The following is a 16,767-nucleotide window of genomic DNA, read 5'->3' on the forward strand; positions in this document are numbered from 1 at the left end:
ATCCTCTTTCTATTTCTAGAAAGAGGATTGTATTATTTCTCAGAAAGACATGTTACCGTTACAAAACAGGCTTCAAAAATTCTTCTAGTTGCTTTTCATTCGTTTCATTCACTTGTTCCCAAGTCATTTTTTTTGATGGAGAAGCTGCTCCTCTTTTAAAATTAACAATTTGTTTATCTTTTGAGATCAAATACGCTGTTGGATAATCCATTTTATGAACAAATCCATTTACTTGAATCGTAGATTTATCAGTAGTTTCTTCAGGAGAAACCACTAATTGTATTCTCTTGTCCAACTTTGCTGACATTTTTTCTATTCCTTCCTTTTTATCCCAGAAAAGTATTACAAATTTCATTTGTTCGTTATATTTTTCTACCATTTTATTTAAAGCAGGTATTTCACCCCAACATGGTGCACACCAAGTTGCTGCGGCTACTAATAAAATAGGTTTTTCAATTTTATCAGTACTTATCACTTTTCCATTGACTGTTGTGAAGTCATAATTAGAAATATACTTTCCTTTTATACAATTATTAACGATATCGTCTAACATAGCAGCATCTTTATTCGAATTTACTATGCAATCATTAACAGCATCTTTATAAAACTCTTTATCTTGAGAAAAACCAAGTTGCATTGTTATCATCAATAATACAAGTAACAATTTCTTCATAATTAAATATTTAAGGTGGTTGGTTATGTATTATATTTTATATTCCTTCACTGCATCTACAAATGCTTTCGCATTTTCTACCGGAATATTTGGTAAAATTCCATGCCCTAAGTTAACAATATATTTGTCTTTACCAAACTCATTTATCATTTCGGTTACCATTTTTCTAATTTCGGATGGCGGTGATAATAACCTTGAAGGGTCAAAATTTCCTTGTAATGTGATATTCCCTCCTGTTAAATAACGAGCATTTCTAGCAGAGCATGTCCAGTCTACTCCAAGAGCAGATGCATTTGATTTTGCCATCACATCTAGTGCAAACCAACATCCTTTACCAAAAGCAATAACAGGGATTTCATCTTTTAAAGCTTCTATTATTTGGTTAATATATTGCCATGAAAACTCTTGATAATCTGTGGGAGATAACATTCCTCCCCAAGAATCAAAAATTTGAACCGCATCGACACCGGCTTTTACCTTTGCTTTTAAATAAGCAATGGTTGTTTTTGTTATCTTATGAAGTAATTCGTGCGCTAATACAGGTTGAGTAAAGCAAAATTCTTTTGCTTTATCAAAATTTTTAGACCCTTGACCTTGCACCATATAACACAAAATCGTCCAAGGAGATCCTGCAAAACCTATTAATGGAATTTCATCATTCAGCTTCTCTTTGGTTGCTTTGATTGCTTCCATTACATATTGTAATTCTTCGTTAACATCAGGTATCACTACTTGATCTAAACTTTTTCTATCTCTAATTGGATTTGGTAAATATGGTCCGAAGTTTGGTTTCATCTCCACCTCAACATTCATTGCTTGGGGTACCACTAATATGTCAGAAAATAATATTGCGGCGTCCATACCATATCTTCGTATAGGCTGAACTGTAATTTCTGAAGCTAACTCAGGGGTTCTACATCTTGTGAAAAAATCATACTTTTTACGTATCTCCATAAATTCAGGTAAGTATCTCCCTGCCTGACGCATCATCCATACTGGTGGACGTTCAACTACCTCTCCTTTTAACGCTCTTAAAAATAAATCGTTTTTTATCATTGTGTTCTCTATGTCACCACTAAGGTTATAAAGTAAATTTTACTACTCGAAATATACTTTCTGCCTTTGAGTGGTAATGTTTTTATTATTATAATTTAGCTACCGCCTGCATTGCTTTATCTATTGCGTACGCTATCTTTTTAATATCTTTTTCTGAAATCGCTGACGATAAAAACCACGCTTCAAACTGTGATGGTGGTAAAAACACTCCGTTTTTTATCATTTCCCAAAAAAATGTTGCAAATTTTTCAGTATCCGAAGTCTGAGCTTCTTCAAAGTTTGTAACTTTTTTTGTCGTGAAAAATGGATTAATCATTGATCCAAATCTACTTACGGTAATATCTACCTCATATTTTTTTGCTGATTCCGTTAAAAACACCTCTATAATTTGAGCTATTTCGTTAAACTTTTCATACGGATTTTGCCTCTTTAGCTCTGTTAATGTGGATATTCCAGCAGCCATTGCTATTGGGTTCCCACTTAACGTTCCTGCTTGATACATTCCACCCAAAGGTGCTACCATTTCCATAATTTCATTGCGAGCTCCGTATGCACCCACAGGGAAGCCTCCACCAATTACTTTTCCTAAACATGTAATATCCGCTTCCACATCAAAAAGCTCTTGTGCTCCGCCAAATTTAGATCGAAACCCTGTCATAACTTCATCTATAATTAATAAGGCTCCTTTAGCCTTTACATACTCTTTTAATTCTTTTAAAAAGTTGTTTTGAGGTGTCACGACTCCCATATTACCTGCAACTGGTTCTAAAATAACCCCAGCGATATCTTGGTGGGTTTCAAAATGAGCTTTTACACTCTCTAAATCATTATAGTTTGCTATTAGCGTATTTTGAACTGCTCCTTCTGGAACTCCTTTGCTTCCCGGTAAACTCAATGTAGCCAAGCCTGAGCCTGCCGCTACTAACAAGGCATCTTGATGCCCGTGATAACAACCTGAAAATTTTATTATTTTATCTTTTCCTGTATACGCTCTTGCCAAACGAATTCCACTTAATACAGCTTCAGTTCCTGAATTAACAAAACGCACTTTGTCCATTCCTGGGAAAGCATTGCATACAATCTTTGCTAACTTAATCTCATTTTTAGTAGAAGCTCCAAATGAATAGCCTTTCTTTAAAGCCTTCTGTATTGCAGACTGTACTTTTTTATGACGGTGTCCTAAGATCATCGGCCCATAAGATAGTACTAGATCAATATATGAATTACCATCAACATCCGTAATTTTACTTCCTTTTGCTTTTTTTATAAACAACGGATTTCCTCCCACGGAAGTAAACGCTCTAACTGGAGAATTCACTGCTCCAACCAAGTTTTCTAATCCTTGATTATATAATTCTTGTGATTTACGAAACTTCATTCCTCTTTATTTTTAAACTTGTATGTGTCATAGATAGTTAAACTTAAATCGAGTTCCTCAAGATTTTCAAGAACTCCTGTACCTAACTTCTCTTTCTTTATTATAAATACTATTTTTTTCTTGCAAAATAAGCAATTGTGTACCATTGATTTTAATTTTCATCCGATACTGATAGTATGGTGTTTTTTTCGAGTGCTTTTGCTACTCTTTTAATATCCTCATTTTTTCCTTTATCTCTCCTATACTTATTAAACAATAAAAAACTAATCACTAAAGTTAGCAAAACTAAATTTAGTTCTTATACTATGTTCTGATCAGAGAACATCACAAGTTTGGGCATCACTAAAGGCACTATAAAAAAACCACCCATAACTAGCTGTTTACTTTTGTTGTTTTTGACAAGATTTAACGAATATAGTACAGAAAAAATTGTAAAAACCCCTAATATATTCTCTAAAATATTGTTTGGATACGCCCAGAAAACAATGGGTGTAACACCCCATAAAAGTACAGCTACCCAACTAAATTTTTTATGTTTTTTTTCTTCAAAAAGACTCCAGAGTAACACAGTTTCCCGAACTATAAACAAGCCTATGATCATAGAATATAACTTCTCTACAAAAAAACGCTCTCCTAAGAATTTAAAAAACCCAGATTGAATCCAAAAAACTAGAGGAGGATCTTCATAAAATACTGGATATAATATTTGTGTATAATAAGGTCTAGCGAACGTCCATAGCCCATTGGATAAATTTTTGGATATTGCCGCATAGGTAATCCCATCCAAAAATATTCCTTTCACTATAAGAGAGGGTATTAAAAGTAATAGAACTACAAGAATGATAAACAACCAATAATAATCTAACTTAATGTTATATCTGTTTTCCATACTATAATCTTACACTACTTACCTAGAAGAGCTTGTTAATAAGTTTTACACTTTTACAACTCGACCTTTTAATTAAATTCAAATAGCGTCTAAAGTTAAACTCTCTTCTATTTTCTTAAAATTAATTTCGCTGCTTCTTTTGCAAAATAAGTTATAATTATATCCGCTCCTGCCCTTTTCATAGAGAGTAAACTCTCCATCATTACTCTTTCTCCATCAATCCATCCTTTTTCTGCCGCTGCTTTCACCATAGCATATTCTCCACTCACATTATAACAGGCAATAGGACGATCAAAACCATTTTTCAAATCTCTGATAATATCTAAATATGATAAGGCCGGTTTCACCATTAAAATATCGGCTCCTTCTTCATCATCAAAAGTAGCTTCTCTCAATCCTTCATCTCTATTAGAAGGGTCCATTTGATAGGTTCTTCTATCTCCAAATGACGGCGCAGAATCAACAGCCTCTCTAAAAGGCCCATAAAATGCTGAAGCATATTTTACTGAATACCCCATAATTGGTAAGTTCGCAAAACCGGTGTTATCTAAAGCTTCACGCATCATAGCAATAGCTCCATCCATCATTCCTGATGGCGCTACCATATCTGCTCCTGCCTTAGCATGTGATACTGTTTGTTTTGCTAAATTGACTAAGGTAGCATCGTTATCAACATCATTGTCATGAATAATTCCACAATGACCATGTGAAGTGTATTCACAAAAACACACATCGGTCACTACATACAAACTTGGATAGTTTTTTTTGATAAATCGTATCGCTTGTTGCATTATTCCATTATCATTCCATGTTTCGGTCCCTTCTTCATCTTTTTTAGATGGAATTCCAAACAGTAATACTGCTGGAATATTTAAATCAGTCACTTCATCTAATTCTTTCGAAATAGTGTCTAATGAATAACGATTAATTCCTGGCATCGAAGGGATTTCCGTTTCTATCCCAGTTCCTTCTTCAATAAATAAAGGATATATAAAATCATCTACTGACAATTTAGTTTCTCTAACTAATCTGCGAATATTCTCTGTCTTTCTTAGTCTTCGGGTTCTAAACATTTACTATGGTATATACTAAAGAAAAGGTAAAAACACTACTTGTTACCTTTTAAAATAATTTTGTTACGATTCTTTTGCGTAATGTAAGTTCACAAGCTCCAACACACTTTCTACCGTTGGCACTTTAGCTACTTTCACATTTTCAAAATACTTCTGCGCTTCTTTTGCTGTGCTATCACCAATACAAAAAGCCATTTCATCAGCAGCATTTTTTTGTGAATAGCTTTCTACAGTAGATGGGCTATAAAACAGCACTGCATTCACTTTCTCTTCAATTTTAACAGGGCTATACATTGTTTTATATGCTTCTACCTCGTTAACTTCAGCTCCACGTTCCTTTAAAAGTGTCGGTAACGTATCTAATCGTAAATTACTACAAAAATAAGTGACTTTTTCACCTTCTAATACTTCTCCTAAATACGTTGCTAATTTTTTCGCATTGTTTTCAGTATGGGCAACCTTTCCTATTTTTTGTTCTATTAACTTTTTAGTTCTTCTACCAACGCAATAGATATTTTTGAAGTGTAATTCGTCTTTACTAAAATTGTGTAAAATTGCTTCAACACCATTTTTACTGGTTATGATTACATTATCGATTTGCTGTTTAATAACTTTTGAGGGGATGCGATTGTATCTTATTTTTATGAAATCGCTATCTTGTACACTAACCGTATTAGGTAATAGTTTTTTTTGAGCTTCCGATAATTTTTTTGTTGAATAAATAGAGAAGGCTCGCTCAATTCCTTCATCTTCAATCATCATTAATTTCCCCCCTTTATCAATCACATAATTTGCACAATCTTTTGCTAAAAATTTATGTTTTCCTAAGGGCACCTTTTTACTTACCTCTATTTTTTTACTTCCATCTCTACTCAGTAAAACTCCCTTAAAATGAACTTCTTTTTCTACTTCATTTATATACGATAACGCCCCGATAGGTGCAGTACACCCACCTTCTAAGCGTCTTAGAAATTCACGTTCTATACCTGTACAAGTTTCCGTATCCTTATCATTAATTTGCTCACACGCTTCTTTAACATAGGTATCCTCTTCCAAAGCTGTAATCATAATCGCCCCTTGAGCTGGGGCAGGGATCATCCATGATAAAGAAATCGCTCCTTTTGGTCTTTTCCCTATACGTTCAAGACCTGCTGCTGCGAAAATAGCACCATTCCAATCACTGTTATCTAACTTTTCTAAGCGAGTGTTAACATTTCCACGTAAATCGACCACATCATGAGTAGGATATCTATCTAGCCACTGCGCTCTTCTACGCAAACTTCCTGTGGCAATGGTTCCTTTCTTTTGCCCCATAAATTCTTCTGTGTCTGTCAACACTAATATGTCATTGTGGTTAGCTCTTTTTAACACAGCTGCCTGCACAATTCCTTTGGGTAAAATTGTTGGAACATCTTTCATTGAATGTACGGCTATATCAATATCGCCATTTAACATTGCTATATCTAAATTCTTAGTAAATATCCCTGTAATACCAAGCTCGTATAAAGGCTTATCAAGCACAATATCTCCTGTTGATTTTATCGGTACTATTTGGGTAATATACCCTAATTCTTCTAACTGTTTTCTTACTTTGTTAGCTTGCCATAAGGCTAGTTCACTATCGCGTGTACCGATTCTAATTGTCTTCTGCATCTACTGATTGTAAAGTTGTTCCAAACACTCTTGACATTACTTCAATACTTTGATTTATTGAAGTATTCTCATCTTTTAAATGTTTTACGAATTGTGTGGTTATTTTTTGAATAAATCTTGATGTGATTACTTCTGCTTGTGCTTCATCAAAATTTTGGTGCTTTTTCTTATGAAAACTAATTTCATCTTTTTGAATTGCTAATAAAGATTGTTTCAACGCATTAATAGCCGGTGTAAACTTTCTATGATTTAACCATTCATTAAACTCTTCTTTATACACTTCTATTATGGCCTCAGCAAAAGGAATTTCTTGTTGTCTTAACGATAATGTTTCATCTGTAATCTTAGACAATTCATCTACATTAACTAAAGTTACATTCTCCATTTCTGCCACTTCACTCGAAACATTTGCTGGCATTGATAAATCAAGAATTAGTATTTTTTTATCCGAAACATGTTGTTTAACAATAGTAGGTTTATCTGCTCCTGTTGAAACAATCAACACATCACTATTCTTAATTTCTTCAGTTAAATTTTCATATTTAGCTTGATTTATGAATGGATGTTGTTTGACAAATGCCATTGCTTTCTCCTCCGTTCTGTTTATTAAACTAACGGTTTTATTCTTTGTGTATTCAGCTAAATTCTTACAGGTATGTTTCCCCATTTTACCTAATCCGAAAACCAAAATATTCTTCGTATTGTAACTGGGTAAGTTTTTAATCAAGTACTGCACAGCCGCGTATGACACGGAAGTAGTACCTGAACTAAGTTTTGTTTCATTTTTTACACGTTTACTCGCTTGCATAACGCAGTTAAGCAGACGTTCTAGGTAAGCATTTGTTGTTCCTATCTCTTTAGCCAATTTAAAAGCTTGGCGCAACTGCCCAACAATTTCATAATCTCCTAAGATCTGACTATCTAAACCAGTACCTGTTCTAAATAAATGTTGTATGGCGTCTTGATTTTTATTGATATAGGCAACTTTTGCAAACTCTTCAACCGATCCATGAGAATGATCACAAAGCATACTAATTAATTGAAAAGGATGCTCAGCGAAACCAGTAATTTCGGTTCTATTACATGTCGAAAGCACAAAAACACCCTCAAAACCGCGTTCCTTTGCCTTCTGTAAAAGAGCTATTTGACTTTCTTTGGACAAAGAGAACTTTCCTCTTGTGTCCGCATCAGCTTTTACATAACTGACTCCAATATTGTAAAATTTCGTAGGTCTATTATCTGTATACATTAAAATCTGCTTCCAAAAAACATTCAAAAATATAAAGTTTCATTCATTAAAAGTATCGCCAAAAGAACTTTTAATGTCGTTTCAGGGATTTTAGACATTTATTACTGATAAACATTGGAAAAAACCTTAAATTTGCAGCAAACTCGACTGTTCGGAGCGGTTTTATATAGAATCATTCTAAATAAAAATATATTAATTAATTTTGTTGTATATGTCAAAAAATGTCGCAGAAAGTACTTTTAACGAAATTGTTTTTGAAAAAGGCTTTTTCGTATTAAAGTTCCAAAATGACACGAATAAAACGGAGCAATATAATAGAGATATTGACAGCACGTATATTCAGTTACATTATTGTGTTAAAGGAAATTGCAAGTTCCATTTCAACAACAATACATACACTTTTAATGTACTTGACAAACATTCAATTTTACTATATAATCCACAACAAAAACTTCCTATTAATTTAGAAATCCTCCCAAAAACATCGTTAATTTCTGTTTTAATCTCTATTGAAAAGTTTCATTCGTTATTTTCTCAAGAAGCGGGCTACATTCCTTTTTTGAGTGAAAACAACAAAAACAAGAAATATTATGACAATACTGAAATAAAAAGCAATCTTTTAATTGTACTCCAGCAAATTTTTGCAGCAAAGAATCATAGTTCGGTAAGGAATCTTTATATAAAAGGTAAAATATACGAATTACTAAGCTTGCATTTTGACAGTGGTGAAAGTACTAATGACGAATACTGTCCGTTTCTTGTTGATGATCGTGAAGTTTTAAAAATTAGAAAAGCCAAAGATATTATCATTTCTAAAATGAGTGAACCCCCTACCTTACAAGAACTTGCTAATGAAGTGGGGGTTAATTTAAAAAAATTAAAAGAAGGGTTTAAACAAATTTATGGTGATACAGTGTATAGTTTCCTATTTGATTACAAAATGGAATACGCTCGTAAACTGCTAGAAACCAGTAAACATAACGTAAATGAAGTTGGTTTACAAGTAGGCTATAGTACTTCGAGTCATTTTATTGCAGCGTTTAAAAAGAAATTTGGCACGACCCCTAAACAATATGTAATTAACTTAAACCAATAAAGAAGCGTAGTATTACTAAATGAAGCAATTAACTCATTACGATATCAAAAATGACACAACACTCTTTCCGATTACCATTGTATGTGATGCTATTCGAACCCCAGAGAATATTGGGATGTGTTTTAGAATAGCGGAAAGTTTTGGAGTTTCTAAAATTTATTTACATGAAAACTCTCCTTCTATCGATAATAGAATTGTTAAACGGACTGCTAGGAATACTATAAGTCAAATACAACATGAACAATATACCGATTTTTGCTGTTTAATATCCCAACTAAAGCAAGAAGGTAATACAATCGTTGGTATTGAAGTCACTGATGAAAGTATAAATATTAACAATTACGATTTTAAAGCACATGAAAAAATTGTATTACTTTTGGGAAGCGAAAGACACGGTGTTGAAGATATTGAGATTGCTGATACAACGGTTGCTATACCAATGTACGGACGAAATTCATCCATGAACGTAGTTCATAGTTTAGCAATTACTTTATATGAAGTAACCAACCAATTGTCAAACAATAAAATTTAATGTCATTACTCTATGAAAGGAGTTTTATTAGTAAACTTAGGATCTCCGGATAGTACAGATCCAAAAGATGTAAAAAAGTATCTAGGTGAATTTTTAATGGATGAACGTGTTATTGACGTTCCTCTCTGGCTTCGTACATTTATTGTAAAAGGTATTATTTTAAATACGCGCCCTAAAAAGTCTGCAGAGGCGTACCAGAAAATATGGTGGAAAGAAGGTTCACCTTTAATTGTATTGTCGGAACGCTTGAAAAATAAAGTTCAAGCAGAAACAAATCTTCCAGTATCATTAGCAATGCGCTATGGAAAACCTTCGATACAAATGGGGCTTCAGGAATTATATAACAAAGGAGTAAAAGATGTTTTATTAATTCCACTCTACCCACAATTCGCTATGGCGACCACCGAAACGATTTTGGTCTTAGCCAATACATTGCAGAACAAATATTTTTCTGACATGAAAATAACTAGTGTACCTGCTTTTTACAACAAGCCAGAGTACATCAAAGCACTATCTAACAGTATTAAAACGTATTTATCGGATAAAGAGTATGACCATGTACTATTCTCTTATCACGGAGTTCCGGAACGCCATATAAGAAAATCTGATATTACGAAGTCTCATTGTAAGATTGACGGGAGTTGTTGCAACACACCTTCTCCTTCTCATGAATTTTGCTACCGACACCAATGCTATCAGACTACTAAAAATGTCATTGAAGAACTACATTTAGACAGCACTAAAGTTTCTACTTCTTTTCAATCTCGTTTGGGTGTTGACCCTTGGTTACAACCATATACAGACCGTACTATTGTTAACAAAGCGGAAAAAGACGGTATCAAGAAACTTGCTATAGTGACTCCCGCATTTGTTTCTGACTGCTTAGAAACTCTGGAGGAGATAGCTATGGAAGGAAAACATGAGTTTTTGGAAGCAGGAGGAGAAGAGTTTCATACAGTTCCATGTATTAACGATAATGATGAGTGGGTAAAAGTACTTGCTAAATGGATCCATGAGTTTTCCGAAAATAGCAACTAATATATTACACTAATAGCAGTATTACTCATTTACAATTTGTACTTTAACAACATGGATTTTTTATACATAAAAGCATTACATATCATATTTGTAGTCACTTGGTTTGCCGGGCTCTTTTATATTGTTCGTTTATTCATTTACCATGTAGAAGCCGAACAAAAGGATGAACTTACTAAGGAAATACTGCAAACCCAATACAAACTTATGGAAAAGCGCTTGTGGTATATTATCACCTGGCCTTCAGCTATACTGGCTAGTTTTTTTGCTTTTTGGATGCTGTTTAAAAATCCTATTTACCTCAAAATGCCTTGGATGCATGTAAAGCTTTCATTTGTTTTGGCTTTATATTTTTACCATGGCGCATGTCAAAGAATATATAAACAATTACAGAATAACAAGGTGAAATATTCTTCTTTAAAACTACGAATTTGGAATGAAGTAGCAACCATCATACTTTTTGCTATTGTGTTTTTAGTTGTTTTAAAAAGTGCTATTAATTGGATTTGGGGAGTTATAGGTATTGTTTTAGTTTCCGTATTATTAATGTTAAGTATTCGCTTATATAAAAAAATAAGGTCAAAGAAGAGTTGGGAACGTTATGAAAAAGACTTAATTGAAGAGGACACAAAAAACTCATAAACAACTTAACAAACTGTAAGGAAATGATTGTGTGAATTTACCTAAAAATCAGTGTAACTCAATCCATACTAATCCAACATTAGTGCCACCAAGTTGTCTTTGAACTTACATTAAAATACTCTGATAAGTAAAAGGGATTTAATTTTCAATTAACTCACTATTTCGATATCCAGGATTATCTTTATACCAGTCTTCATATTGTGCACCACCAGAGGTAGCCCAGGTATCGAAAAAATTATAAACGGCGTTTATAGCCACCGCTTCTTTAGGGACCTTAAAATCGTGTACAAAACTTATAGCCCACGGAAAACCAGTTGATGAAATGTAGTTCCCATCAGGATCACTATTTACGCCACTCACTTGAACAATATTGTTTCCTAAAGATGTTGTGTTTTTATTTGGCAAATGCACCTCATTAGACCTTACTTTGTTAACTATAATAAATGGGTTAAACGGAGGAGTCCCAAGAGTACTTGTGGTAATTGTGTTGGTAAATGTAATCGTCATTGTTGTTTCACTCGACATCATATGTACATCATCTGTGATAATAATAACTGCTTTGTCTTGGTTTGCCTCTGTCCCATTTGAATTAAGCGTTATATAATCGCTAAACATGTTCTGCCTAGAAAAACTTACACTCTCAATTTGTGACGGAATTAATCCTTCTATTTGAAATCCGATACCATTTTTAAACCCAGCTCTATGTGACTTCATCGAAAAAATAAAATCTAATTTTACAGCCAAATTATCTGCGTTTGTATAAACGATTGTTTTATAACTCAAAGCGACATCATTGAAATCATAATCACCAATCATAGGCCACAAATCTTCAAAAGCAACGGTTCCTTTTCCATATTTACTTGGCGTATATACTTCAAAAGCAATTTCAGGATCGTTCGGATGATCGTCATCTTTATCTAAAACCCCATCACCATCTGTATCAGTCTCAACATACGATTCATTGGTTACTCTAAACGTAGTCAGATCGTTAATCGTTCTACCAAAATCGGTATAATTACCTGCATTAATTCCATATTGGTATTGCCATCCACCTGTTTGGGTGTCCATAATAATTAAATCAGAACTATCCGCGCTATTTGCTAACCATAATTCTTGATTAGAATCAAAAGTCATTGAAGTAGGCATGAACGGCAAATTATCTGCACTAATTCGTGTACTCTGGTAATCATTATTACTATCTAAATCCAATCTATAAAGCCCTGAAAAAGTACATAAAAAAATCGTTCCATCTTCTGCAAAAGCCAAATCTCCACCACTAAGGTCATGCAATCCGATAATATCCCAAGTACTTAGAATGGTTCCATCGGACGGATCGATAGTATAGAGTTTATCCGATCTCGAAAAATACAATAACCCGTCTGTATCATTATAATCTAATCTAGGACCACCCATACCTAGATCAGCTATCGTTGTCCATGTGTCGTTTTCTATGGAATACCTCGTTAAAGGATAAGGACTAGTTTTCCCTATTGAATAGAGCATTTTATTAGCTTGATCAATAGCACATGTCCAACTCCCCATAGGCATATTAGATAAAAATGTAAGATTCCCATTCAAAGGATCTACTAAAAACAACTCTGCGGAACCATTTACACAATACAAATAATCATTAACATCTGTTGTTGATGTATTCCTTCTTGATTTAGCCGTATCTAAATAATTAAAAACAACCTCTTGATTGATGACATCAACAATAGATGCCGAAAATTTTAAGTTTTCATTCCTTCTAATATAGAGTTTATTACAATATTTAGGTAAATTAATTGTTTGAGACAAAACTCCATTTTTGGGTACACCGGAAAAAACTAATCTATCCAGAATATCATTTCTAAAAATGTCTTTTGTTTCGATTACTCCCGATTGATTTTCATAGGTTTGACTTCCAAGAAAATGGAAATCATCAGAATATGCATATATGTCATATTTAACATAATCTTCAAGATCGTTAATAGTAACTTTCACATTGTGATACGTACTGAAATCAAAACCATCAGGAATATCAAGTACATTACCTACAACATCATTTTTATGATCAATCTCAGGAAAGAGTTTACAACTATTAAATAACAACAATAATACGCACATTATGGCTAATATATAAATACGGTTTTTCATTTTTTAAAATAGTTTATAGGCTCAATACTTTAAATAGTTTATAGGCTCAATACTTTAAAAAAGTACTGAATAATTTAGTTATACGCTTAGTAAAATATCTTTGAAGCAAATTTATAGATATATCGATAAAATTGTAAAAACTAATCTATAACTAACATTTTGACGTCGATAATATGCTTTTTTATTAAGATAATTTGTTTCGGAGATACATCTCGATAAGCTCTATGAACAGACAATAAAGAACACCTCTCCGAAAAAAAACAATTCATACTTATGGCAACATATTCCTAATTAGTTACTTAAAAAAACACCTTTTGACTCCATACTTCTAATTCCTCTCGATATCATTTAAGGGCTAAATTATAGTTAACTAACTAGAGAGATTCCACTATCGCAAATAAAGCAGGGAATGATCGTGTCAAAAGTTCCGCTACAGCTTACTCCTGTTTTTGTTTCTAATTGCTTAAACATCTTAAAATAGGCATCTATAGAAAGAAAACACACGTTTTTGATGACAATATGGAAAGAACTCGAGACAGGTTCATCTATTTGCAATAATAAGTAGGTAAAAGTACTTATGTATTGTTATAAATTCATTTTTTTTAGATTATGAATATCAAACTTTTTACTACTTTTATCCAGTATTAAAAATCACTATGAATTGGATCTGTTGAGTTATACATATTCTTTCAATTTCTATATTACTTAATAAAAACTTAAGATCGAAGACAAATTCTGATTTACTTGAAACCAACAAAAATTTCATGAATGAGGTGATAAATTCATTCATGAAATTTTTTACTAATGACAAATATTTTCGATTTTAATTACTCTGTATTTCTATGTCTTTTAAAATTATAAGGTTTCTTTGATATCAATTAAATCAGTATGCTTTGCGGTAAAAAAACAAATAACATTCTTTTAAGTTGCTCTATGAAACTTTATTTACACCTTAATTTAATCTTTACATTTCAAAACCAGATTACTAGATTAACTTTAAACAGACGCCAAAGGCTTACTGCAAAAGAGATGATGTTAGTCTTCTATTAATTCGGTATTTCGATATCCTGGATTATCTTTATACCAATCATCGTATTGCGATCCTCCTGAAGTGGCCCATGTATTAAAAAAGTTATAACTTGAGTTTATGGCTACTGCCTCTTTAGGAACTTTAAAATCATGTACAAAGCTAATGGCCCATGGAAAACCAGTTGCTGAAACATAATCACCGTCCGGGTCACTATTTAAACCACTCATTGTAACAATATTATCACCTAAAGTTGTAGGGTTTCCATTTGGTAAATGCACCTCTTTATCTCTTATTTTGTTAACGATAATAAATGGATTAAACGGAGCGGTACCAAGTGTACTTGTACTAACGGGGGTGGTAAGATTAATGGTTATTGTAGATTCATTAAACATCATATGCGCATCATCTGTGATGATAATAACTGCTTTATTCTGACCGGCTTCTGTACCATTTGCATTAAACGTTATATAGTTAAAAAACATATTCTGATCAGTAAAAGTTACACTCTCAATCTGTGCAGGTGTTAAGCCTTCTAATTCAAAACCAACACCATTTTTAAATCCTGTTCTGTATGACTTCATTGAAAAAATGAAATCGAACTTTACTGCCAAATTTTGAGCATTCAAATAAACGATTGTTTGATAGCTTAATGCTACGTCATTGAAGTCATAATCTCCAATAGCAGGCCATAAATCTTCAAAAGCAACGGTTCCTGTACCATATTTACTCGGAGAAAATAATTCAAAAGCTAATTCAGGATCGGTTGGAAAGGCATCATTTATATCTATGATACCATCACCATCTGTATCAGTCGCTACGTATGACTCATTCGCTACTGTAAATGTTGCAAGGTCATTAATAGTTCTACCAAAATCTGTATTGTTTCCTGCATTAACTCCATATTCATATTGCCATCCACCAGTCTCTGTATCCATAATAATTAAATCTGAGCTAGCTGCATTGTTTGACAACCATAATTCTTCATTAGAGTCAAAAGTCATTGAAGTAGGTGTAAACGGTAAATTATCAGAACTAATACGTGTACTTTGATAATCATTATTACCGTCTAAATCCAATCTATAAAGCCCTGAAAAAGTAGATAAGAATAACGTTCCATCATCTTTAAAGGATAAATCACCACCACTATCATTATGCAATCCAATAATATCCCAAGTATCAAGATTCGCTCCATCAGCTGGATCATAGGTATGTAATTTATCATCTTTTGAAAAATACAGTAAACCATCCGTAGCATTATGACCTAATCTAGGGCCGGTAACACCAATATTAGCGACAGTTGTCCATGTATCGGTTTCTATGGAATACTTCATTAAAGGATTCGGACTGGTTTTTCCTATTGCATATAACATTTTATTCGCCTGATCAATTGCACACGCGGAACTCGCCATAGGCATATTAGACAATAACGTAAGCGTTCCATCCAAAGGGTCTATTTGAAACAACTCTGAAGAAACATTTACACAATACAAATAATCATTGATATCCGCCTTTGAATTGTAATTTCGTGTGACCACCCTAGTGGTATAAGTATATAAGGCTTCTTGGTTGATAATATCCACGACTGAAGATGAAAAATTCAAGTTCTTATTTCTTCTAACATACAGCTTATTACAATATTTCGGTAAGTTAATTACTTGCGTCAAAACACCATTGTTTGGTACCCCAGAAAAAACTAATTTATCTAAGATATCATTTCTATACATATCTTCTGTTACTGTTTCTCCTGCGTTATTTTCATAGGTTTGACTTCCTAGAAAATACAATTCCTCAGAATATACAAATATGTCATATTTGACATAATCTTCAAGATCGTTAATCGTAACTTTAACATCGTGAGAAGTACTGAAATCAAAACCATCAGGAATGTCAAGTACATTGCCAACTACATCGGATTGCTGAACAATCTCAGGAAATAATTTACAACTACTAAAATGTAACGTTAAAATACACGATATGGCTAAAATATAGATACGAGTTTTCATTATTTTAATGTGTTTATTGAATTAATTTATTATAATGATGAGTACACAATTTTGAATCAATATATAGATAAAATATCATGATTGTTAAACTAATCTGCCACTAACATGCTCACATCGACAGTATGCTTTTCTATTAAGACAGTTCGTTTTGTTCTATATTTTTAAAGTAAGTAAATTAACAGAAAGAAAAATGACTTCAGCTTTCAATGTTAATTTATTGTTATAGTAAAAACACTTATTTGATTATCGATAATAACACCCCTGACCTCTTAAGGGTTTTTACTTAATTGCATATAGTAACACTAGGTATTTGTCAGGTTCT

Annotated in this window: 13 protein-coding genes; 4 read left to right on the forward strand and 9 right to left on the reverse strand. The window is 32.9% G+C overall.

Annotation, left to right across the window (positions count from 1 at the left end; translation table 11 throughout):
* Positions 1 to 58: 58 nt before the first annotated feature.
* The 7 genes from AC2TDS_RS04535 to hemA all read right to left on the reverse strand — a co-directional run bounded on the left by AC2TDS_RS04535 (position 59) and on the right by hemA (position 7,971).
* Positions 59 to 673 (reverse strand): TlpA family protein disulfide reductase, encoded by a 615-nt coding sequence (locus AC2TDS_RS04535; RefSeq protein WP_484737935.1) that lies wholly within the window; start codon positions 671 to 673, stop codon positions 59 to 61.
* Between the two features lie 30 nt (positions 674 to 703).
* On the reverse strand, positions 704 to 1,729 hold the full coding sequence (hemE, locus tag AC2TDS_RS04540; protein WP_484737936.1) for a uroporphyrinogen decarboxylase: 1,026 nt from the start codon (positions 1,727 to 1,729) through the stop codon (positions 704 to 706).
* 88 nt (positions 1,730 to 1,817) lie between these two features.
* Positions 1,818 to 3,107: a glutamate-1-semialdehyde 2,1-aminomutase gene (gene hemL, locus AC2TDS_RS04545; protein ID WP_484737937.1), complete on the reverse strand. Its 1,290-nt coding sequence runs from the start codon at positions 3,105 to 3,107 to the stop codon at positions 1,818 to 1,820.
* Between the two features lie 298 nt (positions 3,108 to 3,405).
* Positions 3,406 to 3,996 (reverse strand): glycosyltransferase family 39 protein, encoded by a 591-nt coding sequence (locus AC2TDS_RS04550; RefSeq protein ID WP_484737938.1) that lies wholly within the window; start codon positions 3,994 to 3,996, stop codon positions 3,406 to 3,408.
* Between the two features lie 107 nt (positions 3,997 to 4,103).
* Positions 4,104 to 5,069: a porphobilinogen synthase gene (hemB, locus tag AC2TDS_RS04555; RefSeq protein ID WP_484737939.1), complete on the reverse strand. Its 966-nt coding sequence runs from the start codon at positions 5,067 to 5,069 to the stop codon at positions 4,104 to 4,106.
* A 63-nt stretch (positions 5,070 to 5,132) separates the two neighbouring features.
* A complete protein-coding gene (hemC, locus tag AC2TDS_RS04560; RefSeq protein WP_484737940.1) occupies positions 5,133 to 6,722 on the reverse strand; it encodes a hydroxymethylbilane synthase in 1,590 nt (529 codons plus the stop codon).
* Positions 6,706 to 7,971: a glutamyl-tRNA reductase gene (gene hemA / locus AC2TDS_RS04565; RefSeq protein WP_484737941.1), complete on the reverse strand. Its 1,266-nt coding sequence runs from the start codon at positions 7,969 to 7,971 to the stop codon at positions 6,706 to 6,708. The genes hemC and hemA overlap by 17 nt, the downstream gene beginning before the upstream one ends.
* Positions 7,972 to 8,182: 211 nt before the next feature.
* Between hemA and AC2TDS_RS04570 the strand changes: the two genes are divergently transcribed.
* From AC2TDS_RS04570 to AC2TDS_RS04585, 4 genes are read left to right on the forward strand one after another with little or no spacing between them, the layout of a single operon-like run.
* Positions 8,183 to 9,067 (forward strand): helix-turn-helix transcriptional regulator, encoded by an 885-nt coding sequence (locus tag AC2TDS_RS04570; protein ID WP_484737942.1) that lies wholly within the window; start codon positions 8,183 to 8,185, stop codon positions 9,065 to 9,067.
* A 19-nt stretch (positions 9,068 to 9,086) separates the two neighbouring features.
* Entirely contained in the window at positions 9,087 to 9,599 is a 513-nt protein-coding gene (locus AC2TDS_RS04575) for a TrmH family RNA methyltransferase (protein ID WP_484737943.1), read from the forward strand.
* 12 nt (positions 9,600 to 9,611) lie between these two features.
* Positions 9,612 to 10,637 (forward strand): ferrochelatase, encoded by a 1,026-nt coding sequence (gene hemH, locus AC2TDS_RS04580; protein ID WP_484737944.1) that lies wholly within the window; start codon positions 9,612 to 9,614, stop codon positions 10,635 to 10,637.
* A gap of 51 nt (positions 10,638 to 10,688) precedes the next feature.
* The gene (locus AC2TDS_RS04585; protein WP_484737945.1) at positions 10,689 to 11,276 is read left to right on the forward strand and encodes a CopD family protein; all 588 of its coding nucleotides are present in this window, start codon (positions 10,689 to 10,691) and stop codon (positions 11,274 to 11,276) included.
* A 138-nt stretch (positions 11,277 to 11,414) separates the two neighbouring features.
* Here AC2TDS_RS04585 and AC2TDS_RS04590 read toward each other — a convergent pair whose 3' ends face one another.
* Complete coding sequence (locus AC2TDS_RS04590) at positions 11,415 to 13,412, reverse strand: LruC domain-containing protein (protein WP_484737946.1); 1,998 nt, start codon at positions 13,410 to 13,412, stop codon at positions 11,415 to 11,417.
* 1,035 nt (positions 13,413 to 14,447) lie between these two features.
* A complete protein-coding gene (locus AC2TDS_RS04595) occupies positions 14,448 to 16,445 on the reverse strand; it encodes an LruC domain-containing protein (RefSeq protein WP_484737947.1) in 1,998 nt (665 codons plus the stop codon).
* Between the last annotated feature and the right edge of the window lie 322 nt (positions 16,446 to 16,767).

This window comes from Tenacibaculum profundicola, assembly GCF_057220795.1.

Coding starts and splice junctions, on each gene's coding strand:
- AC2TDS_RS04535 (WP_484737935.1), bottom strand. CDS start 673: ATGAAGAAATTGTTACTTGTATTATTGATGATAACAATGCAACTTGGT.
- hemE (WP_484737936.1), bottom strand. CDS start 1,729: ATGATAAAAAACGATTTATTTTTAAGAGCGTTAAAAGGAGAGGTAGTT.
- hemL (WP_484737937.1), bottom strand. CDS start 3,107: ATGAAGTTTCGTAAATCACAAGAATTATATAATCAAGGATTAGAAAAC.
- AC2TDS_RS04550 (WP_484737938.1), bottom strand. CDS start 3,996: ATGGAAAACAGATATAACATTAAGTTAGATTATTATTGGTTGTTTATC.
- hemB (WP_484737939.1), bottom strand. CDS start 5,069: ATGTTTAGAACCCGAAGACTAAGAAAGACAGAGAATATTCGCAGATTA.
- hemC (WP_484737940.1), bottom strand. CDS start 6,722: ATGCAGAAGACAATTAGAATCGGTACACGCGATAGTGAACTAGCCTTA.
- hemA (WP_484737941.1), bottom strand. CDS start 7,971: ATGTATACAGATAATAGACCTACGAAATTTTACAATATTGGAGTCAGT.
- AC2TDS_RS04570 (WP_484737942.1), top strand. CDS start 8,183: ATGTCAAAAAATGTCGCAGAAAGTACTTTTAACGAAATTGTTTTTGAA.
- AC2TDS_RS04575 (WP_484737943.1), top strand. CDS start 9,087: ATGAAGCAATTAACTCATTACGATATCAAAAATGACACAACACTCTTT.
- hemH (WP_484737944.1), top strand. CDS start 9,612: ATGAAAGGAGTTTTATTAGTAAACTTAGGATCTCCGGATAGTACAGAT.
- AC2TDS_RS04585 (WP_484737945.1), top strand. CDS start 10,689: ATGGATTTTTTATACATAAAAGCATTACATATCATATTTGTAGTCACT.
- AC2TDS_RS04590 (WP_484737946.1), bottom strand. CDS start 13,412: ATGAAAAACCGTATTTATATATTAGCCATAATGTGCGTATTATTGTTG.
- AC2TDS_RS04595 (WP_484737947.1), bottom strand. CDS start 16,445: ATGAAAACTCGTATCTATATTTTAGCCATATCGTGTATTTTAACGTTA.